Raw genomic sequence first — 23,955 nt, 5'->3', positions numbered from 1 at the left:
GCTAAGTTTTTTAGCTATCAAAGAAAAACTTAGAAGCTTAGCAACTTAGAATCTCAGAAACTTAAAAAGAATGAGTAAAATACTAATTATAGAAGACGAAGCAGCGATCAGAAGAGTTTTGGTGAAGATTTTATCAGAGGAAAATGATTCTTATAAAGTTGATGAAGCCGAAGATGGCGCAGCAGGTCTGGAAAAAATAAAAAACAACGATTACGATTTGGTTTTGTGTGATATCAAAATGCCAAAAATGGACGGTGTTGAGGTTTTAGAAGAAGTGAAAAAAATCAAACCAGAGATTCCGATGGTCATGATTTCCGGTCATGGTGATATGGAAACGGCAATTCATACGATGCGTTTGGGAGCTTTTGACTATATCTCAAAACCGCCGGATTTAAATCGTTTACTGAATACGGTTCGAAATGCTTTAGATAAAAAACAACTGGTAGTTGAGAATAAAATTCTAAAGAAAAAAGTGAGCAAGAACTACGAAATGGTAGGGGAGAGTGAGTCTGTCAATCATATAAAAGTGATGATTGACAAAGTAGCTCCCACCGAAGCCAGAGTTTTGATTACGGGACCAAACGGAACCGGAAAGGAATTAGTGGCACATCAGTTACACGAAAAAAGTGAGCGTGCCAATTTTCCTTTAATTGAAGTAAACTGCGCAGCGATTCCGAGTGAATTAATTGAAAGCGAATTGTTTGGGCACGTAAAAGGAGCTTTTACATCGGCGGTGAAAGATCGTGCAGGGAAGTTTGAAGCAGCAGACAAAGGAACAATTTTCTTAGACGAAATTGGTGACATGAGTCTTTCGGCACAGGCCAAAGTTTTGCGTGCGTTGCAGGAAAATATGATTACAAGAGTTGGAGCCGAAAAAGATATTAAAGTGGATGTTCGTGTTGTGGCTGCAACCAATAAAGATTTAAAAACAGAAATTGCCGAAGGTCGTTTCCGTGAAGATTTATACCATCGTCTGGCTGTAATTTTGATTAAAGTTCCGCCATTAAACGAAAGACGTGATGATATTCCGGCTTTGATTCATCATTTCACAGAGAAAATTGCTTCGGAACAAGGAAACGCGGTGAAAGTATTTTCGGCGCAAGCCATAAAATTATTGCAGGAATACGACTGGACAGGAAATATTCGTGAACTTCGTAATGTGGTTGAAAGATTGATTATTTTGGGAGGAAACGAAATCTCTGAAAATGACGTGAAAATGTTTGCAAGCAAATAAGTGCTTTGCACAATAGGCTTTAAGCTTTAGGCTTTAGGCAATTAAAATTATAAATAATTTTTGCTTAGAGCATATAGCTTAAAGCTTAAAGCATTAAAAAAATGAAACTAAAAAAAATAAACGAAAAGTTACAGGACGGCTTAATTGAAAATGGTTTAACGGAAGCAAATGTTTTGCAGATGGAAACTTTTTCGACGATAAAAAGTGGAGCAGATGCCATCGTTGTTTCTCGAAAAGGAAGCGGAAAAACTACTGCGATCGTATTAAATGTGATCCAGCAATTGGCTGGAAAAACAGAAGAATCACCGCGTGCCCTTATCATTGTTGAAGACAAAGAAAAGGTTTTGGCAATGGAAGAACTTTTTGAAAAGTACGGAAAATATACCAATCTTGAAGTTTACGGAGTCCATGACAAAGGCGATATGGATTACGATAAAAACTACATTTCTACCGGAATTGATGTTTTAATCGGAACCCCAAATAAACTGAGCGATATGTTTACTACAGCAGGTTATAATGTTAATCGTTTGAAAATGTTTATTCTGGATGATGCAGATCCAATTTTGAAATTGCGTCACGAAACTAAGATCATGCGTATTTCAAACAGTATTGCGAAGACACAGCGTTTGATTTTTACTGAAAATTTAACAGAGCGTATCGAAATTCTTGCTGATAAAATGCTTTTAGAACCTTATTTGTTTGATATGGATGAAGAAGGTGAAGAGGAATTGGACGAAGAAGAGGATGATATAGAAGAGGAATAATCAGTTTTAGAAATTACATGGAAATGATAAAGACACTTAAATTTTTAACGATCGTACTTTTAGTATTTTTCGTTGTTGTTTATGTAATCACTGTTTCTTATGTATATTTTAATCAAACTGGAATGATTTTTCAAAGCTCGTCTCTTCCAAAAAACTATCAGTTTGAATATCATAGTAAATTTGAAGAATGTAATATTAAGTCCTTTGATGGTGTAAATCTTCACGGACTTTTATTTAAGGCAGAACATTCCAAAGGTTTGGTGTTTTATCTTCATGGAAATGCAGGAACACTTGAAACCTGGGGAAGTATTTCTAAAATTTACACTTCATTAGGATATGATATTTTTATTTTGGATTACCGAAGTTTCGGAAAAAGCGAAGGTGAAATAGAAAACGAAGAACAGTTAAATAAGGATGTCGCGACAGTTTATAAAACAATGAAGCAAAGATATTCAGAAGACAAAATTACCATTGCAGGTTATTCCATTGGTTCAGGGCTGGCCACAATTTTAGCTTCTGAAAACAACCCAAAAGCCTTAATTTTACAATCTCCTTATTTTAGTTTTACTGAATTATCAAGCAGGAAAGTTCCTTTTTTTCCTAATTTTATGAAGAAGTTTCGTTTAGATACTTTCATGTATTTGCCAAAAGTAAAAGCACCGGTTTATATTTTTCACGGAACAGACGATCAATTAATTTCTTTTGATAATTCTGTTCGGTTAAAAAAACTTTTAAAATCAAACGCCAATTTTTATCCACTGCAAAATCAGGGACATATTGGTGTAAATGAAAACGATGATTTTCAAAATCAGTTAAAAATAATTTTACAATAAAGAATAAAATAATAATAAAAAATAAATGTCATGGGATTAATGAAGGCGTTTTCAGGAAGTGAAGTATTAGCCATTGCTCTGCAGGAAAGATTAGAGAGAGCAGGAATAGAAACAGTAAAAAAAGATAATATTCAGTCGGCTCGTTTAGGAGGTTTTGGAGGAACTGATCTGGCTGTTGAAATTTTTATTCAGGAAACTGATTTTGCAAAGGCAAATCCGGTAATTGAAGAATTTAGGATGAGTATTTAAAAAAGTTTTCAGACTTATTATCTATTACTTATAAAGATTAAGGGCTAACAAATAAGAACCAAAAAAATGCAATATAAAATGTTAGTGCTCGACATGGATGACACCTTGTTGACAGACGATCATAAAATTTCGGAATTAAATAAAAAAGTACTTCTTGAAGCTCAGGCAAAAGGAGTTTATGTGGTTTTGGCTTCGGGTAGGCCTACATCTGCCATGACTGCTTATGCTAAAGAATTAGAATTAGACTTAAATGATTCTTATATTATTTCGTTCAATGGTGCTGTAATTAGTACGGTAAAAGATGATATCGTATTATTTGAGCAATGTTTAACAACGCAACAAATTCATGATTTATATGATTACAGCGTAAAAATGAAAACGCATATCATTACTTATCTTGATGGAGAAATTGTGAGTGAAACTGATTCTGAGTATATCGAAATCGAAAAAGAAATTACAGGATTACCACACAATAAAGTTTCCGACTTTAAAGCTGTAGTTACTAAACCAGCTGTAAAATGTATTTTGCTGGAAGATCCTTCTTATTTAAAAGAAGTAGAACAAGATTTGAAAGCTGCAATGCCTCATTTGAGTGTTGCGATGTCTAAGCCTTTCTTCCTTGAAGCTGCCCAATACGGAATTGATAAAGCGGCAAGTATAAAAATCTTAGCAGAGAAATTAAATATTCATCAAAGTGAAATTATTGCTGTAGGGAATGCAGGAAACGATTTAACCATGATTGAATATGCAGGTTTAGGTGTTTGGGTTGATAATGTAACGCCAGAATTGCGTGACAGAGCAAATGTAATTGTAGCATCAAATAATGATGATGGTGTTGCGGAGGTTGTGCAGCGCTATATTTTAAACTAAATTATTTTTTGATGAAAGATCCAATTGAAACGGAGCGTTTGCTTTTGAGGGAATTACTTGAATCTGATGCAGAAAAAATGTTTGAAATGGATTCTAATCCAAACGTGCATATTTTTGTGGGTAAAAAACCTTTAACACATATTGATGAAACCCATGAACATATCCGACTTATTCAGCAACAATACAAAGATTTTGGTACAGGCCGCTGGGCAGTAGTTCTAAAAGAAACAGGTGAATTTATTGGATGGTCAGGAATTAAATTCATAACTAATGAAATTAATAATCATAAAGATTTTTATGAAATTGGGTATCGTTTCATAGAAAAACATTGGGGAAAAGGATATGCAACTGAATCAGGAAAAGCTTTTATAAATCACGCTTTCAATATTATAAAAGTGGATGCAATATATGCTTACGCCGATGCAGGAAATGAAAATTCAAGAAAAATTCTCGAAAAGCTAGGTTTGCAATATGTTAATTCATTCGAATATGAAGAAGAAACAGAAGTCTGGTATGAAATAAAAAATCCCAAATTTTAATATTAAAATTTGGGATTTTAGCTATTTATAAGCTTATATTTTTAGAATAATTGTATCAATTATTTTTTAGCTACAGAAACGAAATATTTATTTCCGTCTCCCATTGTTAATTTTACACGCTCATCGCAAAGATCGATTGCAAAATTATCACTTTCATAACAGCTGCAGGTTGTGTTTTTGTCTTTTGACATTTCGGTTTTACAGTTGTTGTTTTTAAAAGTAGCTAATTGAGGAGTATATAAACTTACCAAATCTGTAGAGGCGGTAACCAACGAAATAATACTTGCAGAATTGGTATTCGTAATTCTATAAACTATTCTGTCGGTATAATTTACTTCATTAACTACTATTTTTCGAATGTATGTATAAGCAGTAGATCCTTCACCCGGTTCTTTAACTTCAAATTTAAATCCGACAGCACGAATAGCAATGTCAAATTTTTGTTGAGAATTAAAACTTGCCCACGTAGTTAGTGTGCTGATTGTTGGAAACGAATTTGAATTTGCAGCAGCATTTGTTTGAGCCTGTGTGCTGAAAATTGTTAAGAAAATTAAGCAGATTGTGGGGAAAAATGCTTTCATATATTTTTTTAATTTTAAAATTTGCCTACTCTAAATTGGTTTTCGGCTTTCCCATTGTCTCAATATTTTGAAAATTTTAAAACGTTGCAAATCGAATAATCTTAATATAAAGATTTGATTTTTTTTATCAAATTTCGATGTGTGAATTTAGCTTTAATATTAATTGCAGCAAAGAAAAATGTAAGAAAATTTTAATTTTGCGATTTGTTTTATGTATTTAGTCGGATTTATTTGCTTTTTGTCGATTTTTTCTGTCATTTTTTGAAATTTTTAATTTTAACCGTGATGAAAAAACTACCTGCATTAGTATCGTTCTATTTTTATTCAATTACTTTGTTTTAAGTGAAAATAAATATAGCTGCGATTCAATGTATTGGTTTATAATGTTTTATTGATTTTATTTTAAAGAAATTTGTGTGTAAATTTGCAAACTCTTCACTTGAAGATGTAAATATAATATCTTACTACTTAAAATGTAGTGTATTCCTATGGAAAATAGAAAAAAAGTTGCTTTTTATACGCTTGGATGCAAACTGAACTTTTCGGAAACATCAACAATTGCCAGAAACTTTAATGACGAAGGTTTTGACAGAGTTGATTTTGAAGAAGTAGCAGACATTTATGTTATAAATACTTGTTCTGTAACTGAAAATGCTGATAAACAATTTAAGCAGGTTGTAAAAAAGGCAATGAAACTTAATGAAAAGGCTTTTGTAGCCGCTGTTGGTTGTTATGCGCAATTAAAACCTGAAGAACTGGCAGCAGTTGATGGTGTTGATTTAGTTTTAGGTGCCACAGAAAAATTCAAAATCACAGATTATATTCACGATTTGAGCAAAAACGACATGGGTGAGGTTCACTCATGCGAAATTGCCGAAGCCGATTTTTATGTTGGAAGCTATTCTATTGGTGACAGAACCCGTGCTTTCTTGAAAGTTCAGGACGGTTGTGATTATAAATGTACGTATTGTACGATCCCGTTAGCCCGTGGAATTTCAAGAAGTGATGCTTTAGAGAATGTATTACAAAATGCAAAAGAAATCTCGGCTCAGGACATTAAAGAAATTGTTTTGACCGGAGTAAATATTGGGGATTACGGAAAAGGTGAATTTGGAAATAAAAAACACGAACATACTTTTTTAGACTTAGTTCAGGCTTTGGATAAAGTAGAGGGTATCGAGCGTTTGCGAATTTCATCTATCGAACCTAATTTACTAAAAAACGAAACCATTGAATTCGTTTCTAAAAGCCGCACTTTTGTGCCGCATTTTCATATTCCGCTGCAATCCGGAAGCAATGATATTTTAAAGCTAATGAAACGCCGTTACTTGCGTGAAGTATATACAGAAAGAGTTAATAAGATTCGTGAAGTTATGCCGCACGCCTGTATTGGAGTTGATGTTATTGTTGGTTTTCCGGGTGAAACAGATGAACACTTTTTAGAAACTTACCATTTTCTGAACGAAATGGATATTTCTTATTTACACGTATTTACGTATTCTGAAAGAGATAATACAGAAGCTGCTGAAATGCCGGGTATTGTTCCTGCAAATGTAAGGGCGAAACGAAGTAAAATGCTGCGTGGGCTATCCGTTAAAAAACGCCGTGCTTTTTATGAAAGCCAGTTAGGCTCTAACAGAACCGTTTTATTTGAAGGTGAAAATAAAGAAGGTTACATTCATGGTTTTACAGAAAATTATGTAAAAGTAAAAACACCGTGGAATCCCGAATTGGTTAATACTTTGCAACAGATTAATTTGACTAAAATTGATGAAGACGGGAGCGTTCGATTAGAGTTTTTAAATAAGTTAACTGAAGCATAATTCACAATATTGTCATTTCGACGAAGGAGAAATCGCACAAGAAGTTCCATAAAGCTTGGCTTCAATCTTTGTCGAATCCCACGTGTGATTTCTCCTTCGTCGAAATGACAAAAATGAAAAAGTCCTTAATCTAAGGACTTTTTTTGTGCTTATAAATCTTATTTCTCGTTTTCTTCCGAAACCAATTTCAATGAATTGATATAATCCGAATCAAATTCGATTACCCTTATTTTTTCAGGATTAAAGCTCAGTTCGCCTCCAAAAAAACCTCTGATGTCCAGAAAATCAATGGTTAGTATTTCTTCGTTTACTTCAATAAGTTTGCCTAAATAAACTGATTTTGGTGATTTCTTTACAATCTGAAAAATACCATATTTGTTTTTGATATAATTCAGAATCGTACTCAAATCCCTAATCGGAATAATATCTTCGGCATTCGTTTTTAAACCTTTCAGGCGGATTACCTTTTCGTTAAATGCGAGTTCTTCATCTCTTTCGATAGCTTCGATGTTTTTATTTTTTAAAATAACAAAACCATCAAGTATAAAATCGATAGGATTGTTTTTAAGTAAAATCCAGTCATCTGAATAATCAATCAGAAATCCGGTAAAGATTTCTTTTTTATCAGTAAATGCAATTGAAACCAATTGTCTTAAATATTGTTCCATCATAATTAATTTAAAAATTTCAATGCTAAAATTCCAAATTCCAATTTTTAAACAGTTTGGTATTTGGAATTTAATTTTTGAGATTTAATGTTTTTAAGGATTAGTAGACCAAATACTGCTGTTTTTTATAAACACCCTGCGATTTAGTTTGAGCTGCGCAATAATTAATTCGGCAATGTCCTCAGATTGCATTACTTTTTCAGGATTACCGTCAGTTAAGTTTAATTCTTTTGCCATATCAGTTGCTACCGTACTTGGAGTCAAAGCCGTAACACGAATATTATGTTTTCTCAATTCCTGCATTAAGGAATCTGTTAATCCCAAAACAGCAAATTTAGAAGCGCTGTAAGCACTCGTTAAGGCATTTCCGTTTAATCCGGCTGTAGAAGAAATATTGATGATATCACCGGTTTGTCTTTCAATCATGTTTGGTAAAACGGCGCGGGTTGTATAATACGTTCCCATTAGGTTTACCTGAATAATTTTTTCCCATTCGGTAGGTTCTAATTCCAGAAATTTTCCAAACGAAGCTATTCCGGCATTGTTGATTAAAATGTCAATAGTTTTAAATTCTGCCAAAGCTTTTTCTACTGCAGTATTTACCGAATTAATGTCTGAAACATCTGCGGTTAATGCTAATGATTTAACCCCGAAATTTTCAATTTTAACGGCTAATTGTTCAACATCTAATTGTGTTCTGGAAACCAAAATTACATTTACGCCTTCTTTGGCTAAAGCAATGGCAATCGCTTTTCCAATACCTTTTCCGGCTCCTGTAATCAGGGCATTTTTATTTTTTAAGTCTGTCATGATTTTATTGTTTAGAAATGCAGAAAGCATCATTCGTGTTACACAAAAATACAGTTTTTGCGTACGAAAATGATGCTTTTTTATGTTTTCTTAATGTAAGTTTAACAGCTTATTTTTATTCCTTTAAAACCATGTCAATACACATTACGGCTGCCAGGATTAATTGTCTGAGTGTAGAATCAGCTGGAACTGTCTCTTCAATTTGCAAAATATAATTATCTGCACTGGTAAAAAATTCTTTACCTAATCCTGCCCATTTTTTATTTACTTGTGCAAGCTGTTTATTTTCATGTGTAAATTTAAAATCCCAGCCCGTCCATTTTCCCTGAAGTGTTGCGACAGGCTTTTCATTTTTGTCCAAAATTTCGAACTTTCCTCCAATAGAAAAGAATTTCTGTTTGAAAGTTCCAATCAGCCTGTCTTTCTCATCAAATATTTCTACAGTAGATCGAAAGATTGCAATGCCACGTTTTACTGAAATTAATTTTTCGCCGCTTGCTGTAGTGATTTCAACATTAAAAGGTGTTGCTCTTTTGTAATCTGTAAAACGAAGTATTTTTGTAAAAAAACCAAGATTGTTCTCGCGACAGTTCATAATAATCTGATTGCTTTCCGGATTATAAATATCGTAATAGTTTGAAGCTTTAAACATTCCGATATGTTCTTTGACTAAAAAAAGATTTTGGCTTAAAATTGGGTTCATGAAATTTTGCTTGAAATTTGATTGATAATATACTTTTGAATATTTTAGTTTTGATTTCTTCAAAGTGATTCAAATGTAAAAATAATTTTGTTAATGAATCAATATTAGATCTGTATTAAAAATGTTCTGTTGAACTTATTGAAACAAATTTATTATTCCTTTTCTTTAGTAGTAATAATAACAACTCCGTTTATAGCCCGACATCCATAAAGTGAAGTCCCATTAGGATCTTTTAGAATTTTTATTTCTTTAATAGCATTCGGATTTAGTTTAGAAAACTGTTTCGAGTTTATGATAACTCCGTCCAAAACATACAAAGGTTCTTTTAAAACAGATCGGGAAGGTGCGCAGATTCTGATTTGATTAGTAGTAACAGGCTGAACAGGATTTAAAGCAACCTTTGCAACAGAAATTGTGTCTTTTGATTTAGTGAAAGTTTTGGGAGGTATTGCTGCAGTTTCAACAGAACTGTTTTGTTTATCCGGTGTTTGTTCCTGCGCTTTTAATACGAAAGATATAAGCATAGAAAGGGCTAATGAAATAAGTTTTACGTTTTTCATGTAAGTGAATTTTAAATTAAAAAAGTGTTTTTTAGCTAGTTTTTTGAAGCAGGTTTACCAGTTTTAGTCGTAATAATCACAACTCCTTTTTTACCTCTTTCGCCGTATTTTGAAGTTGCTTCCAAATCCTGCAGAATGGTTATGGTTTTGATTTCCTGTTTGTTTAAAGGAGCGTAAGGACTTGTTGGAGGTGTTCCAAATAAATCATTTTCAGAGTAATAAACACCGTCAATAATGTATAAAGGTTCATCTAAAACAACCAGCGATTCTACATTTTCGGGATTTAAATTAGGAAGTTCATCCTGCATCATTTTATCTCTTTTTGCGTCATTGCTGTGAGAAATTGCATTTCCGTTAAGGACAACCAAAGGAGCAGCTTTTTTAGTTTTTAGTTCTTGTTTGTCAGCAAAGGCAACTTTGGCAGATTCTCTTTCTATTGTTTTTGAATAATCAAAACTTTGGTTTTCCTTGTCTGTTTCTGTAAAATCTTCATCTTTTGAATCTTCGGTTTTAGCCTTTACTGCTGGAGCCAGCAAATAAACTTCATTAGAAGATGTTACAACAACTTCGTTTAAATAACCTTTTGTTTCATTAACAACTACATGTTGCTGTTTCTTGATTTGATTGTCTAAAATTCGGATGGCTTTCGTTTTCGAAATGATCTTAGAATCATTTTCAACAACAGCGTTGTTTTTTATTTGATTGTGAAGAGTCTCTTTTTTAATTTCATTTACAACCGCCTTTGGTGTTTGAATTACAGTATTTTTATCTGATTTTAAAAACTGAGAACCCAAAGAAATTAGTAATAGAAGTGAAGCTGCAACAGCAATTTTCTTCCATAGTGAAATAGCTTTTTTGTCTTGTTTTTTGTCTAATTTATTTTCAACGCGTGACCAGACTTTTTCCATTCCCGGAAAATCTTTGAGTTCTGAGTTTTGAGCGGCTGCTGCAAATTTATCGAATATTTTATCCTGATTGTCCATGACTATTTTGCTTTTTGATAATACAATTTATTTACTAATTCCTTTAATTTGGTTTTTGCCGCATTGAGCTGTGATTTTGAAGTGCCTTCAGAAATGTTAAGCATTGCTGCAATTTCTTTGTGACCGAAACCTTCAATGACAAAAAGGTTGAAAACCGTTTTACAGCCTTCGGGAATATGGTTTAATAAATTGAGTAAATCTTCTTCTTCTAATGTATTGATCTCATCTGTAAACGGCTGTGAAAGCACTTTTACATCATCCAGATACATGTTAAAATTGGTGCTCTTTTTTATAGTTGCCAAACAGTGATTAACGGTAATTTTTCTGGCCCAGGCTTCAAAGGCTTTTTCTTCTTTGAGCTGGTCGAGTTTTGTAAAGATGGTATAGAAAGCGTCGGCCAGGGCTTCTTCGATTTCTTCCTCCTTCTTAAGGTATCGTTTGCAAACACGATACAATTTTGGAGCCATGTGCTCATAAACCTGACGCTGTGCATCACGGTTCATTTTTTTGCAGTTAGAAATTAGCGTTTCGTTTATCACAATTTTGGTCTTTAATTATAAAGAGAGCGAAAAAGATAAAAAGGTTGGGACGAGTATGAAAAAAGTTTAGATTTTTTAAAAAGGTTCTTCGTAGAGGTGCACAGCAGTGTGTCTAAAATGCAATTATTTTTGTGTTTCTCTGTGGAAATATTTTGTGAACCTTTGTGTTATAATTTTACCGCAAAGATTCACAAAATAAATTTTTGAAAGTCTTTGTACCTCTCTGTGAAATCTTTGCGAATCTTTGTGTAAAAGCTCTTTCGAAAGAACCACAAATTTCTACTTAACCGGCAATGTCAATTTATAAATCTTAGTTTCTAATAAATCAGTATCGTTGTCCTCACAAAGCAGAAACTCGATTTTATTATTTTCTTTTTTGTAAAGAGTTAAACCTTCAAATTTATTGGTTGCCGTTATTTTTTGAGTAAAATCGATTTTCATGGTTTTAAGGTCGATGCGGCCAATGAAACTTCCTAAGATTTCTCCATCATCGTAGGTTGATTTGGTATCTTCGGCGGTGGAAAGGAAATAAATTTTGTCTTCGACCAAAACGGCATCGGTAAAACTGGAACGAACGCCTTTTATTTTTGGCAGTTTGTAATTGACAGAAATCAGGGCAAATTCTTCTCCAAGATTTTTGGCGTGGATGGTGAAAATGGTGTTTTTGTTCGAAATTCCGTTGCCACGATTGAATAAATACCAGTTTTCGCCATCGAAAATAGCGCCTTCGAGATTGAAATCTTCCGGTTTTATTTCGCCGAAATTTTGCATCAGGGCGTACAGATCAACCAGATTGTTTTTTTGTAAAACGGTTTTTGATTTCAGATCGAATTCAATCATTTTGTTTCGGTTTTCGGTTGATCCGGAACCAAAAACATAAAGCGTATCGTTGTGGCTGGTTAATGATTCAAAATCGGGTTTTATGTTTTTCGGAATATTTTGCGTTGGATTATCAATTAAAGGATGATGGGCTAATTGCTGATTCTGCATGTTGTATTCGTATAAGAACCCGCTGTTGTCGCCAATGATATAAAGGGAATCGTTATTGAAAAATAATCCTGATGCCGAACCGATTCCGATGATTTGAAATAGTATTTCTAATGTGAATTTTTCCATGAATGTTGTTTTAAAAACCAATGCCTAGCCCTGATAGCAATGAAAATACTTTGAGAAGAAATTGAATTTTTCCTGACAGAACAAAGCGACCAGCGGAAGCTTTGTTATGGCTTAGGAAAAACAATTTATTGAAAAAGTATTGTAATGAATAGCAGGAATATGCTTCGTAAAAATAGTATATTTATAATATAAAAAATGAAAATGATATGAAATCAATAGATTCGAATGATTTTAAAGTTACAGATAAAATAAAGTTGTCAAAGATTCCGACTTTGTTGAAAGTGAAAGCTGATGATGAAGAAAAAGAGGAGAAACTGGATAAAGTTCAGGAGAAACTGAGTGATTTGCAGGATGTAATGTATTCGCACAATAAATATGGCGTTTTGATTTGCCTGCAAGGAATGGATACGTCCGGAAAAGACAGTTTGATTCGGGAAGTTTTTAAGGAATTTAATCCGCGTGGAGTTGTGGTTCACAGCTTTAAAACACCTAATTCGACCGAGTTGGAGCATGATTATTTGTGGAGGCATTATATTGCTTTGCCGGAAAAAGGGAAGTTTGCGATTTTTAACCGAACGCATTACGAGAATGTTTTGGTAACGCGTGTGCATCCTGAGTATGTTTTGGGAGAGAATTTACCCGGAATCAATTCGGTTGAAGATATTACACCGAAGTTCTGGAAAAAAAGAATAAAACAAATCAATAATTTTGAAAAACATATTGCTGAAAACGGAACTATCGTAATGAAGTTTTTTCTGCACTTAAGTAAAGAGGAGCAAAGAGAGCGTTTGTTGCGTCGCCTGGAAGAAGGAAAACATAATTGGAAATTTTCGCCGGGAGATCTAAAAGAGCGTGAGCATTGGGATGAATACCAAAAATATTATGAAGAAGCCATTAATAAAACTTCGACAGATTATGCACCCTGGTACGTAATTCCTGCAGATGATAAAGAAATGGCCCGTTATATCGTCGCTAAAATTATTTGGGAAGAAATGCAAAAACATACGGATATTAAAGAACCGGAACTCGACGATAAAATTAAAGCGAATATTGAAATGTATAAAAAGGAGCTGGGAGGGAATTAGAAAATTAGATAATTAGAAAATGGGATAATTACAAATTGGTGTTGTTTTAATGCTCTTTCTGATATAAAATGTAAAAAACTAAACCCGACAGATTTGTGACAATCCATCGGGTTTTACCAAAAAAATAAAAATAAACTTGAATTTAGCTTTTACAATTCAAAACCGTATGCTAGACGAAGCGCTATCTGGTTGGTGTTGAATTTGTCATAATCTTCATATCGTACGCTAATGTCTAAGTGTTTTGTAGCGTATCCAATACTTGGTGCCCATAAAAGCGAGGTTTCATTATATCCGTTTGTTACAGCAAAACCGGCACCCACTTCTCCCATAACATAAAATTGGTCTTCCCAAACAAATGCTTTAAAACCGGCTTTTGCAGGAATAAAACCTAAATCAGGAATGTCATTGCCAACAAATAAATTGGTAAAACCTGTTGTTAAGGTTAGAGAGGTTCTTTTTGATAAATCATATTGAAGTCTTACATCGCCGCCAAGTGCCCAATCGTAGTCATCTCCGTCAGTCGGAAGTCCGCCGCTCACACCAAAACCTAATTTAAATTTTTGATCATAATTTTGTATTTCATCATTCTGCTGTGCAGTTGAAGTTGTCGTGTACATCATTGCAATTGCTGCAAAAAATAGAATTCGGAGGTTTTGTAAATTTTTCATGCTTGTATTTTTTTAATTACTATGCTGTAAAATTAGTTTTGAGGTGTTGCTATACCGTTATATAATTTTTGAGATTCGTTACATAATGTGAATATTGTTAAAATTCTAACTGTTTGGAAAAAGCTGTAATCCGTTGTTTTTACTGGAATTGTAGCTTAAAAATAAAAAACATTTCGAATTCGTTTTATGTTTAAGATTTGATTAAGATGTTAAAATGATGTAAGTATTTTATTTCTTTTTATTAAAGAAATCTATTAAAGTTCAATATTTATAAAGAATCCAAAGCAACTGATTATCTTTGCCGACTAAAAAGAATAAAAGTGAATTTAAAGCAGTACACAAAAGAGTTTTCATACAATTTAAGACTGGCCTATCCTGTTATTTTAGGAATGGTTGGTCATACATTAATAGGTATAGTCGATAATATAATGGTCGGTAAATTAGGAAGTACCGAACTGGCAGCTGTTTCTTTGGGAAATAGCATGATTTTTATTGCAATGTCGCTGGGAATTGGGTTTTCTACGGCTATTACTCCAATTGTAGCCGAAGGCGATGCTGAGAAAAATGATAGTAAAATTCGTTCTGCCTTTCATCATGGATTGTTTTTGTGTACCATTTTAGGATTGTTTCTCTTTGGAGTCATCGTTTTGGCAAAGCCAATAATGGAAATGCTGCAACAGCCGGAAGAGGTAATAACACTTGCAAAACCGTATCTTGATTGGGTTGCTTTTTCATTGATTCCGCTAATTATGTACCAGGGATACAAACAATTTGCAGACGGATTGTCACTGACTAAATATTCGATGTATGCTATGATTATGGCAAATGTGTTGCACGTAGGAATTAATTATATGTTGATTTATGGAATATGGTTTTTTCCTAAAATGGGAATCATTGGTGCGGCTTTAGGAACTGTAATTTCAAGGATATTTTTGGTAATGTTCATGCATATTATGTTGTCAAGAAGAAATGATTTAAAACGTTTTTTTAATAATTTCAGTTTTGACGAAATCAAAAAAGAAACCATAAAAAAAATAATAAGTATTGGTTTTCCTTCGGCCATGCAAATGCTTTTTGAAGTGGTATTGTTTACGGCATCGATCTGGCTTTGCGGAAATATCGGAAAAACGAGTCAGGCAGCCAATCAAATAGCTTTGAGTCTGGCTTCGATGACTTTTATGTTTGCTATGGGACTAAGTGTTACTTCTATGATTAGGGTAAGTAATCAAAGAGGATTGCAGGATTATAAAAAATTAATAGTTGTGGCGCGTTCCATTTTTTTATTGGCCATCATCATAGAAACTGTTTTTGCAGTTTTATTTGTAGTCTTTCATCAATTTCTGCCATATATCTTTCTAAATATGGAAAATACAATACAAATCTCAGACAATACAGAAGTAATTGAAATCGCTTCAAAACTATTGCTTATTGCTGCTGTTTTTCAAATCTCTGACGGAATTCAGGTTGTAGTCTTAGGTGCCTTGCGAGGTTTACAGGACGTAAAAATCCCCATGTACATTACCTTTGTAGCATATTGGATAATTGGTTTTCCAATTTCGTATTATTTAGGAGAATACACAGCATTAAAAGCGGAAGGGGTGTGGATTGGGCTTTTGGCAGGATTGACCGCTGCGGCTTTATTTCTCTACCTTCGTTTTCATTACTTAACCAAAAAATTAATCAATAATTAAGTTTCAAATACCTAAATTTGAGCCATAAAAAATACACTGAACATGGAATTACCTAAATTTTTACTTGGAGATAATACTGATTTTCCGGATGATATTTTCATCATTCACCTTGATTACCCTCGATTCATTATCAATTTAAAAGATGATGAGGTTGAGTTTCTGGAAGAAGCCGAAGATCTAGATGAAGCCGAATTAAATGCAGAAATGGAAGGTTTAATTGAAAAGGCAAATGAGTTTTACGACAGAGAAATAAATCGTTACGAAGAATAGAGACGCACGGCCGTGCGTCTGTACCCATGTACCATTCCAAAATTTTCCAATGAAAAATTTACGTTTTTTAAAACCCGTTTTAAATTTTATTTTAATCGGATTGCTAATCACTACTTTAAGTAGAATATTTTTATTTTTTATTTTTAAAGACAGAGTAGTCGAAACACCCAATTTCTGGTATATTTTTCCAATCGGTCTTCGAATGGATCTGATATTACTGTGTTATCTATCGTTTCTTCCAGCTGTTTTAATTACTTTTTTTCCTAATAAATGGCTGAAGTTTACCAATTCATTTTTGGTAATTTATAGTTTTATATTCCTGTTTTTGATTCTTTTTGTAGAATTGGCTTCACCGGATTTTGTAAAACAATACGACACCCGTCCGAATAAGATTTTCCTTGATTACCTTATTTATCCAAAGGAAGTTGTCGGAATGCTTTTAAAAAGTTACCTGACTTCGATTATAGTTACTTTCCTTATTTTAGGAGTGGTTATTTATTTGGCTTTTAAAAAAGGGAAAAAGTATTTTCACACAATAAGTACAGAATATAAATTCAAATTAATGGTTTTTCCGTTAGTGGCGTTTTTATTGTTTTTTGGTGCTCGTTCAAGTCTGACTTCTAAACGTCCAATTAATGCGAGTAATGCTGTTTTTTCTACAGATCAATTAACGAATACTTTAGGTTTAAATTCTTTTTACACCGTTGCTTTTGCCGCTTATTCGATTAAAAACGAAGGAAACACCAAGATGTATGGTAAAATGGATGAAGCAGAAGCTATTGCCCGTGTAAAGAAATACATGATTACAGGTCCGAATGATTTTACTGATGCTGAGATTCCGTTTCTGCATGTGCAGCAGCCGGATTCTGTTTTGAAGAAACCTTATAATCTGGTTATATTTCTTCAGGAAAGTTTAGGAGCAGAATATGTTGGAATCCTTGGCGGTAAACCTTTAACGCCGGAGTTTGATAAATTGTCGAAAGAAGGTTTGTTGTTTACCAATTTATATTGCACAGGAACCCGAAGCGTTCGCGGAATTGAAGCGGTTGTTACCGGGTTTTTACCTTCTCCGTCAGAAAGTGTAGTGAAGTTAGGAAATTCCCAACAAGGATTTTTTACACTTGCCGATGCCTTAAAGCACAAAGGATATGATACCAGTTTCATTTACGGAGGAATGGCCAATTTTGATAATATGGCTTCGTTTTTCAACGGAAATGGTTTTACAGATATCGTAGACCAAACCGATTTTGAGTCAGACGGAAATAAATATGCTTTTAAGGGAACCTGGGGATATTCTGATGAAGATTTAGTTACCAAAGCCAACAATTATTTTAAATCAAAAGGAGATAAACCTTTCTTTTCTTTGATGTTTTCAACATCCAATCATGAACCATTTGAATATCCTGCCGGAAGAATCAAACCTTATGACAAGAAGCCGGCAACGGTTAACAATGCGATGAAATATGCCGATTTTTCGATTGGAAAGTTCTTCGAAATGGCTAAAAAAGAAGCCTATTTCAAAAACACTATTTTTATCGTTATTGCCGATCACAATACAAGAACATACGGAAAGAACTTAGTGCCAATCAATAAGTTTCATATTCCTGCTTTAATCATGGGACCGGGAGTACCAAAAGGAGTTTCGTACAGTAAATTAGCGAGTCAGATTGATATACCGCCAACCTTATTGAGTTATTTGGGACTTTCGTTTGAAACGCCAATGGTAGGACGAAATTTGAATAAATTAGATCCAAAAACGCAAGGAAGATCTATTATGCAATTTAATGATATCAATGCATTCAGGGTCGAAAATCAGGTTGTAATTATGCAGCCAAATTTGAAACCGCTACAATTTGAAATCAAAAATGACACTACTTTGATTCCTGTAAAATTAAACGAAGAATTAGCAAAAGATGCTTTGGCACATGTTATAACTGCGGGTAATTTGTATAAGGAAAATAAATATAAGCTGAGAGATACAAAAAAATAATTTGTAACTCATTTTGATAATGAAAAGCTGCTAAAGATGAATTTCTTCTTTAGCAGCTTTTTTGTTTTAGTGTCTGAATTTTAAACAATAACAGAATCATAATTTAACCCGTTGGGTGGAATTGATTGATTTCATTAAAAAAGTATAAATCGGCAGTAAAAACATCTTTATATAACTTAAGCAATTAATGTCATCCTGAGCGGAGTCGAAGGCTTTTAAGCGCTAAAGGGCTTCGACTCCGCTCAGCCTGACAATTATTTTAATTTTACCCAACGGGTTAATTTATATGAAATTGTCGTAACTTTAATGGTTTGATTTTTAGTTTCTTATAATTCGTTTGTCCTACAAGTAAAATGAGGTAACAAAAAATGAGTTTTGTTTATCTGTTTATAAATGATTAAAACTAAATCGATATGAAAAATCTTAAAACAATCACTTTTACAACAGCATTCCTAATATGCTGTTTTGCAAATGTAAAAGCACAGGAAGGTAAAGTTGTTAAAGAACAAGCGATAAATTCCGGTTCGGTTTCAGAAAGTACTTTGGATGTATCTGCACAAAAAAGCAGTATAAACGGTATAAACAACGGAATGCCAAACAGGATTTCGATGAATGTTACGGTTGGCAAACAGACTCAGGGAGCAACTTTTGGAGAGAAAGTAAATTCAGGTAAAATAAATGTAACATTAGTAGAAGGCGGATGTATCGTTTTATTTTCTTCTACTGAAGGATACAGAGTGAATACAGTAAATAAAAGTATAAAGGAACTGAGCAAAAGTGAATCTGCTACATTTGGCGAAAAAGTCAATCAGGGTTTGCATGCGGCGGGTAACGCTGTTTCACAGGGAGCTTCTTTACTGGGCGGTGCCATGCCAGGCGGATCTATTGTTTCGGCTGCGGTTTCCAGCGTTGGCAATTTAGCCGGAGCTGGAGGAGGAGCGGCAGCTGCTTCTTATGCTCGTACCGGAAAGGCAGCAGGCGGTTCTGAAAATAAAATTTTGAAGATTCAGGATAACCAAAATGAAACGGTGTTTGACCTGGCAGATGGCGAATATGAATTGAGTTTTGTTGTTGTCGAAAAAGCAACTTCAGGTCTGAAAGATACTTTGAAAACTCAGGTCAGAATGGCTTTTACAATAGAAAAAGGTGTTTTGAAAACCAAACACGATACGGCTAAAAATTCAGTTGGCAATATTCGTTAAAAATTCTTAATAGTGTAGGCTGCAAAAGGTATTATTTACTTTTTGCAGCTTTTTTTGTTTTTAAAGGATTTTTTTTTGCCAAAAGGGGTAACAAAAAACAAAGTTGGTTTATCTGTTATAAATATTAAAACTCAATCAACATGAAAAATTTTAAAACAGCAATTTTTACAACAGCATTCGTATTATGCTGCTTAACAAATGTAAATGCTCAGGACAGTAAAAGTGTAAAAGAAAAAACAATTAAATCTAATTCGGCTTCAGAGTTGAAAAGTAAATTAGAAACGCAGACACAAGCTGGTGTTGCATTAGATAAAAGACGTTTGAAAACCAGACATGAAACAGCTAAAAACTCAATAGGGAATATCCGTTGAAAGAATAAAATTTTCTGTACTAAAAATAGAAAGGGTTACATTTTTTTATACTTGTCCAATAATAACTGAGCGGCTGCAAATGGTGATATTTCATTATTTTGCACCGCTTTTTTAATTTGCTCTAACTGCGAAATAATTTCAGGCTGATTGTAAAAATTTGATTTCAACTGTTCATTGATGGTTTCCATCATCCAAAATTGATTCTGTTCTTTTCGCTTTTCGCCAAAATACCCGGTTTGTTCGGTTAATTCAAAATATTCAGAAATTGTTTCCCATACTTCTGAAATACCCTCTTTTGTAATGGCACTGCAAGTTGTAACTTTTGGCTGCCAGGCTGTTTTTTTGGAAGGAAATAAATGCAAGGCTCTATTAAATTCAACTTTTGCCATGTTTGCTTTTTTGATATTGTCTCCGTCAGCTTTGTTGATTACAATTGCATCAGCCATTTCCATAATACCGCGTTTGATTCCCTGAAGTTCATCACCGGCACCTGAAATTTTTAATAAAAGAAAAAAGTCAACCATACTGTGAACGGCTGTTTCGCTTTGACCAACACCAACCGTTTCAATAATAATAGTATCAAAACCTGCAGCTTCACAAAGAATAATCGATTCACGTGTTTTTCTTGCTACACCTCCTAAAGTTTCGCCGGATGCACTCGGTCTGATAAAAGCGTTTTCATCTTTTACCAATTCTTCCATTCTGGTTTTATCCCCTAAAATACTGCCGTGAGAAAGTGAACTGCTGGGATCAACGGCAAGTACAGCAACTTTTTTTCCTAATTGCGTCAGGAAAGTTCCAAAAGCCTCAATAAAAGTGCTTTTTCCAACTCCGGGAACTCCTGTAATTCCTATTCGGATGGATTTATTGGCTTGAGGCAGACATCCTTTAATAACTTCATTTGCTTTTTCAGTATGTTCTGGATTTGTGCTTTCGATTAAAGTGATAGCACGGCTTAGAGCTGTTCGGTTGCCGGAAAGTATTCCTGAAATCAATTCGTCAGCAGATGGCTGTTGTCTGCGTTTGTTTTTAATTTGGCTGATAGCCGATGCGTTGGTGATTTCGGGAGATGAAATTCCAGCCTTTTCGTTTAAACTGCCGGCCTGTTTATTTGAACTTGACAAAACACATTTTTTAGAATGGTAAAAGTACTGAAAACAAAAACAGTTTCAAAAGCAGAAAATTGCCTTGGAAACTGTTTTTTGTTAAAACACGAATTAATTATCTCACTTTTAAATTCGTGCTAATTTGTGAAATCTGTGTTTCATTAATATGCTGCAGTAAATCTTACCTGATGGTGTTTTGGAGTTTCGATTTCATCAGCAATCACAACCGCTAAATCTTCTACAGATAAAATGCTTCTTTGTTCGTCATTAAAAACTGGGTTTTCTAAACCTAAACGATATTTTCCGGTTCTTCCGGTTTTAGTTCCCTGATGCATTTCAAAAGCCGGACTAAAAAAGGCCCAGTCCAGTTCTTTTTCTTCTTTTATAATTTCTAAATAATGTCTCGCTGCATTTGCACCATCAAAAATTTCTTTCGGAAAATCAGGAGTATCAATAGCTTGTAATCCAGGAGCAACGAATAAACTGCCGGCACCTCCAATTGTAATGAAACGTTTTACGCCAGATTGTTTTACAGCAGCCTGGATTGCTTTTGATCCTCTAATAGAATCATCATAAATATTTGGATTTGTCCAACCCGGATTAAAGGCATTTACTACAACATCATGACCTTTTAAAGTTTCTGCCAATGAGTCAACATCATAAACATCTGCAGCAACCCATTTTGCATTTGTGGTGTCTTTCGGATTTCTGGCAATAGCTGAAATTTCATGTTTTCTGTCTGCTAATTCATTTAAAATAGCTGTTCCAACGAAGCCTGTAGCTCCAATAAGTGCGATTTTCATAATTATATAAATTTATTTAGTAATAAAAAAAGTTACAGTTTTGTTTAAAAAAATAGTTTTAAAATTGGGTCGAAAAATCTTCAAGAGAAATGTTTTCTAATTGCTGACAGACTTTCTGATTCATTTCTACATACAATGCTTCGAGATTCTGATTGATTTTTTTCCCAACAGGGCAATCCGGATTCGGCTGATTTTTGGCATAACCTAAACCAATGTTCTCAAAAGTCATTTCAAATATTTCTTTTAAAGTAATATTAGAAGCGGCTTTAGATAATTTTGTGCCTCCGTTTTTGCCTTCTTTGCTTTCTACAATATGATGCGCTTTTAGGTTTGCTATTTCTTTTCGGACCAAAACAGGGTTGAGGTTCATACTTCCTGCAATAAACTCTGATGACAAATAATCATTTGGGAATTTAGTGAGTAAAGTAAGAATGTGAACCGAAATGGCAAATTTACCTGATAGCATACTGTAATAAAATATGTTACAAATGTAATGCATTTTTTTTGAAATGTGAAATGTAATTTGTTAAATGTGAAATGCGATTTATGGTTATTTTTTTGATTCACTATTGTTGGGGTATTTTCTGAAAGGTTTGATTCTTTTTTCTTTTGCAAAACTAAATCAACCTCAACAATTGTACATTTTTTTTGTATTTCACATTTAACAAATTACATTTTTCTTTTCACTAATCACAAATCAGATTTTACTATTTTTGTGACGAACCTTAGATATGAACAACTTTATTTTAATATTCTTCTTTTTATTTTTAGGATTGCTTTTGCAAAGAGTGAAAGGTTTTCCGCCTAATACTTATAAGATTGTAAATAAAATTGTCATTTATTTATGCCTTCCTGCCATCACCTTATATCATATTCCGAAAATAAAATGGAGCAACGAATTGTTGTTTCCAATAGGAGCGGGCTGGATTACATTTATTCTGGCATTTGTATTTTTTCATCTTTTAGGAAAAAAATTAGGATGGTCCAATAAGTTGATTGGCTGCCTGGTATTAACTGCAGGATTAAGCAATTCATCATTTTTGGGTTACCCAATAATTGAAGCTTTATTTGGGGAAAAAGGTTTAGAAACTGCCGTTTTGGTTGATCAGCCGGGAACATTTGTGGTGGTTTCAACATTAGGGGTTTTTGTAGCTGCCTTTTATTCTAAAGGAAGCCCGGATACATTGAGTATCATTAGGAAAATACTCTTATTTCCTCCGTTTCTAATGTTTGTTCTGGCCTGTTTAATGAATGTCTATGACTATGATTTAGATTCAAATATTCAATCTGTTTTATTAAAAACAGGAAGTTTTGTAACACCGATTGCTTTATTGTCCGTAGGATTACAATTGAGTTTTGACCGAAAAAGCCAACACTGGAAATTTTTACGGCTTGGGCTTTTTTTTAAACTTATCCTGGTGCCGTTTGTAATTTTAGTTTTGTACGTTTTTGTTTTCAACCAGCATTCTGAGCCTATAAAAATTACGATAATGGAAACGGCTATGGCACCGATGATTACGGGTGCAATTTTAGCTTCAACTTATGGTTTAAAACCCAAATTAAGCAGTATGATGGTTGGTTTTGGAATTCCGATTTCCTTTCTAACCCTTGCCATATGGTACTTTATTGTGAATTTTATTTAATTATGAATTAATTATATAGGAAAAATAGAATTTTAACTAATTTTTAAATTTTGATTGTTTTCTGAATGCATTTTTTAGTTAATTTTAGGGGAACTAAAAAAATATAATTATGTCAACATTACGATTAGGCGATATAGCTCCGGATTTTCAGGCCGAAACCACACAGGGAACAATAAATTTTCATGAATGGCTGGGAGATTCATGGGGCGTTTTATTTTCGCATCCGGCAGATTTTACTCCGGTTTGTACAACTGAACTAGGAACAGTAGCAAATTACGTTCCTGAATTTACCAAGAGAAATACAAAGGTTATTGCATTAAGTGTCGATGGTTTGGATTCACACAAAGAGTGGATTAAAGATATTAACGAAACACAAAATACAGAAGTTAATTTTCCAATTATTGCTGATGAGGATAAAAAAGTAGCGAATTTATACGATATGCTGCACCCAAATGCGAGTGATAAATTTACAGTGCGTTCTGTTTTTGTAATTGGAGCTGATAAAAAAATCAAATTGACTTTAACCTATCCGGCTTCAACAGGAAGAAATTTTGACGAATTGCTTCGTGTTATTGATAGTTTGCAATTAACGGCTAATTATAGTGTTGCAACTCCGGCAAACTGGAAAGATGGAGAAGACGTGGTAATTGCTCCGGCAATTCCGGATAGTGATATTCCTGCAAAATTTCCAAAAGGATACACACCAATTAAGCCTTATTTGCGTTTGACACCACAGCCAAATAAGTAAGATTTTAAGTTGCTAAGATATTAAGGCGCTAAGATTTTAAGTTTTTTTGAGAGATTAAACTCTTGTAAACTTAGAATCTTAGCGCCTTTAATTTTTTTATATTTTT

Annotated in this window: 27 protein-coding genes; 15 read left to right on the top strand and 12 right to left on the bottom strand. The window is 33.7% G+C overall.

Annotation, left to right across the window (positions count from 1 at the left end):
• The first annotated feature begins 70 nt into the window (after positions 1 to 70).
• The 6 genes from FLV_RS16250 (at position 71) to FLV_RS16225 (ending at position 4,489) form a co-directional block, all read left to right on the top strand.
• Positions 71 to 1,234 carry a sigma-54-dependent transcriptional regulator gene (locus FLV_RS16250; RefSeq protein ID WP_243235272.1) on the top strand — a complete coding sequence of 388 codons (1,164 nt, stop codon included), beginning with the start codon at positions 71 to 73 and terminating at the stop codon, positions 1,232 to 1,234.
• 101 nt (positions 1,235 to 1,335) lie between these two features.
• Complete coding sequence (locus FLV_RS16245; protein WP_243235270.1) at positions 1,336 to 1,998, top strand: DEAD/DEAH box helicase; 663 nt, start codon at positions 1,336 to 1,338, stop codon at positions 1,996 to 1,998.
• Positions 1,999 to 2,021: 23 nt separating this feature from the next.
• A complete protein-coding gene (locus FLV_RS16240) occupies positions 2,022 to 2,831 on the top strand; it encodes an alpha/beta hydrolase (protein WP_243235261.1) in 810 nt (269 codons plus the stop codon).
• Positions 2,832 to 2,861: 30 nt separating this feature from the next.
• Positions 2,862 to 3,080 (top strand): putative signal transducing protein, encoded by a 219-nt coding sequence (locus FLV_RS16235; protein ID WP_243235259.1) that lies wholly within the window; start codon positions 2,862 to 2,864, stop codon positions 3,078 to 3,080.
• 66 nt (positions 3,081 to 3,146) lie between these two features.
• Positions 3,147 to 3,950, top strand: a complete 804-nt coding sequence (locus tag FLV_RS16230; protein WP_243235258.1) for a Cof-type HAD-IIB family hydrolase — start codon at positions 3,147 to 3,149, stop codon at positions 3,948 to 3,950.
• Between the two features lie 11 nt (positions 3,951 to 3,961).
• A complete protein-coding gene (locus tag FLV_RS16225; RefSeq protein WP_243235257.1) occupies positions 3,962 to 4,489 on the top strand; it encodes a GNAT family N-acetyltransferase in 528 nt (175 codons plus the stop codon).
• 59 nt (positions 4,490 to 4,548) lie between these two features.
• On the opposite strand, the gene FLV_RS16220 is transcribed toward FLV_RS16225, so the two are convergent.
• A complete protein-coding gene (locus FLV_RS16220) occupies positions 4,549 to 5,070 on the bottom strand; it encodes a hypothetical protein (RefSeq protein WP_243235256.1) in 522 nt (173 codons plus the stop codon).
• A 488-nt stretch (positions 5,071 to 5,558) separates the two neighbouring features.
• On the opposite strand from FLV_RS16220, the gene mtaB reads away from it, so the two are divergent.
• Positions 5,559 to 6,893: a tRNA (N(6)-L-threonylcarbamoyladenosine(37)-C(2))-methylthiotransferase MtaB gene (mtaB, locus tag FLV_RS16215; protein ID WP_243235255.1), complete on the top strand. Its 1,335-nt coding sequence runs from the start codon at positions 5,559 to 5,561 to the stop codon at positions 6,891 to 6,893.
• Positions 6,894 to 7,051: 158 nt separating this feature from the next.
• Here mtaB and FLV_RS16210 read toward each other — a convergent pair whose 3' ends face one another.
• The 7 genes from FLV_RS16210 to FLV_RS16180 form a co-directional block, all read right to left on the bottom strand.
• Positions 7,052 to 7,561, bottom strand: a complete 510-nt coding sequence (locus FLV_RS16210; protein WP_243235254.1) for a hypothetical protein — start codon at positions 7,559 to 7,561, stop codon at positions 7,052 to 7,054.
• Positions 7,562 to 7,654: 93 nt separating this feature from the next.
• Positions 7,655 to 8,371, bottom strand: coding sequence for a 3-ketoacyl-ACP reductase (locus FLV_RS16205; protein ID WP_243235252.1), 717 nt, complete (start codon positions 8,369 to 8,371; stop codon positions 7,655 to 7,657).
• A 115-nt stretch (positions 8,372 to 8,486) separates the two neighbouring features.
• The gene (locus tag FLV_RS16200) at positions 8,487 to 9,074 is read right to left on the bottom strand and encodes a phospholipid scramblase family protein (RefSeq protein ID WP_243235251.1); all 588 of its coding nucleotides are present in this window, start codon (positions 9,072 to 9,074) and stop codon (positions 8,487 to 8,489) included.
• A gap of 152 nt (positions 9,075 to 9,226) precedes the next feature.
• Positions 9,227 to 9,634 (bottom strand): TonB-dependent receptor plug domain-containing protein, encoded by a 408-nt coding sequence (locus FLV_RS16195; RefSeq protein ID WP_243235250.1) that lies wholly within the window; start codon positions 9,632 to 9,634, stop codon positions 9,227 to 9,229.
• Between the two features lie 35 nt (positions 9,635 to 9,669).
• Positions 9,670 to 10,617: a hypothetical protein gene (locus tag FLV_RS16190; RefSeq protein ID WP_243235249.1), complete on the bottom strand. Its 948-nt coding sequence runs from the start codon at positions 10,615 to 10,617 to the stop codon at positions 9,670 to 9,672.
• 2 nt (positions 10,618 to 10,619) lie between these two features.
• On the bottom strand, positions 10,620 to 11,120 hold the full coding sequence (locus FLV_RS16185; protein ID WP_031456157.1) for an RNA polymerase sigma factor: 501 nt from the start codon (positions 11,118 to 11,120) through the stop codon (positions 10,620 to 10,622).
• Between the two features lie 315 nt (positions 11,121 to 11,435).
• On the bottom strand, positions 11,436 to 12,272 hold the full coding sequence (locus FLV_RS16180; RefSeq protein WP_243235247.1) for a DUF6929 family protein: 837 nt from the start codon (positions 12,270 to 12,272) through the stop codon (positions 11,436 to 11,438).
• 206 nt (positions 12,273 to 12,478) lie between these two features.
• Here FLV_RS16180 and FLV_RS16175 point away from each other — a divergent pair, with 206 nt between their 5' ends.
• Positions 12,479 to 13,357, top strand: a complete 879-nt coding sequence (locus tag FLV_RS16175; protein WP_243235246.1) for a PPK2 family polyphosphate kinase — start codon at positions 12,479 to 12,481, stop codon at positions 13,355 to 13,357.
• A gap of 149 nt (positions 13,358 to 13,506) precedes the next feature.
• Here FLV_RS16175 and FLV_RS16170 read toward each other — a convergent pair whose 3' ends face one another.
• On the bottom strand, positions 13,507 to 14,025 hold the full coding sequence (locus tag FLV_RS16170; protein ID WP_243235245.1) for a putative porin: 519 nt from the start codon (positions 14,023 to 14,025) through the stop codon (positions 13,507 to 13,509).
• Between the two features lie 320 nt (positions 14,026 to 14,345).
• On the opposite strand from FLV_RS16170, the gene FLV_RS16165 reads away from it, so the two are divergent.
• The 5 genes from FLV_RS16165 (at position 14,346) to FLV_RS16145 (ending at position 19,549) form a co-directional block, all read left to right on the top strand.
• Positions 14,346 to 15,716, top strand: a complete 1,371-nt coding sequence (locus FLV_RS16165; protein WP_243235244.1) for an MATE family efflux transporter — start codon at positions 14,346 to 14,348, stop codon at positions 15,714 to 15,716.
• Positions 15,717 to 15,758: 42 nt separating this feature from the next.
• The gene (locus FLV_RS16160; RefSeq protein ID WP_072973177.1) at positions 15,759 to 15,986 is read left to right on the top strand and encodes a hypothetical protein; all 228 of its coding nucleotides are present in this window, start codon (positions 15,759 to 15,761) and stop codon (positions 15,984 to 15,986) included.
• Positions 15,987 to 16,035: 49 nt separating this feature from the next.
• Positions 16,036 to 17,976: an LTA synthase family protein gene (locus FLV_RS16155; protein ID WP_243235243.1), complete on the top strand. Its 1,941-nt coding sequence runs from the start codon at positions 16,036 to 16,038 to the stop codon at positions 17,974 to 17,976.
• Positions 17,977 to 18,389: 413 nt separating this feature from the next.
• Positions 18,390 to 19,178, top strand: a complete 789-nt coding sequence (locus FLV_RS16150) for a hypothetical protein (protein ID WP_243235242.1) — start codon at positions 18,390 to 18,392, stop codon at positions 19,176 to 19,178.
• Positions 19,179 to 19,318: 140 nt separating this feature from the next.
• Positions 19,319 to 19,549: a hypothetical protein gene (locus FLV_RS16145; protein WP_243235241.1), complete on the top strand. Its 231-nt coding sequence runs from the start codon at positions 19,319 to 19,321 to the stop codon at positions 19,547 to 19,549.
• 35 nt (positions 19,550 to 19,584) lie between these two features.
• Here FLV_RS16145 and meaB read toward each other — a convergent pair whose 3' ends face one another.
• The 3 genes from meaB to FLV_RS16130 form a co-directional block, all read right to left on the bottom strand.
• Entirely contained in the window at positions 19,585 to 20,673 is a 1,089-nt protein-coding gene (gene meaB, locus FLV_RS16140; RefSeq protein WP_243235240.1) for a methylmalonyl Co-A mutase-associated GTPase MeaB, read from the bottom strand.
• A gap of 143 nt (positions 20,674 to 20,816) precedes the next feature.
• Entirely contained in the window at positions 20,817 to 21,458 is a 642-nt protein-coding gene (locus tag FLV_RS16135; protein WP_243235239.1) for an NAD(P)-dependent oxidoreductase, read from the bottom strand.
• Between the two features lie 58 nt (positions 21,459 to 21,516).
• Positions 21,517 to 21,957: an Rrf2 family transcriptional regulator gene (locus FLV_RS16130; protein WP_243235238.1), complete on the bottom strand. Its 441-nt coding sequence runs from the start codon at positions 21,955 to 21,957 to the stop codon at positions 21,517 to 21,519.
• 232 nt (positions 21,958 to 22,189) lie between these two features.
• Between FLV_RS16130 and FLV_RS16125 the strand changes: the two genes are divergently transcribed.
• Positions 22,190 to 23,101, top strand: a complete 912-nt coding sequence (locus FLV_RS16125) for an AEC family transporter (RefSeq protein WP_243235237.1) — start codon at positions 22,190 to 22,192, stop codon at positions 23,099 to 23,101.
• 109 nt (positions 23,102 to 23,210) lie between these two features.
• On the top strand, positions 23,211 to 23,849 hold the full coding sequence (locus FLV_RS16120; protein ID WP_243235236.1) for a peroxiredoxin: 639 nt from the start codon (positions 23,211 to 23,213) through the stop codon (positions 23,847 to 23,849).
• The last annotated feature ends 106 nt before the right edge of the window (positions 23,850 to 23,955 follow it).

Source organism: Flavobacterium pectinovorum (assembly GCF_022802975.1).
Taxonomy (GTDB): domain Bacteria; phylum Bacteroidota; class Bacteroidia; order Flavobacteriales; family Flavobacteriaceae; genus Flavobacterium; species Flavobacterium pectinovorum_B.
Note: the sequence above shows the minus strand (reverse complement) of the source record. Positions and strands in the feature narration are given on the sequence as shown.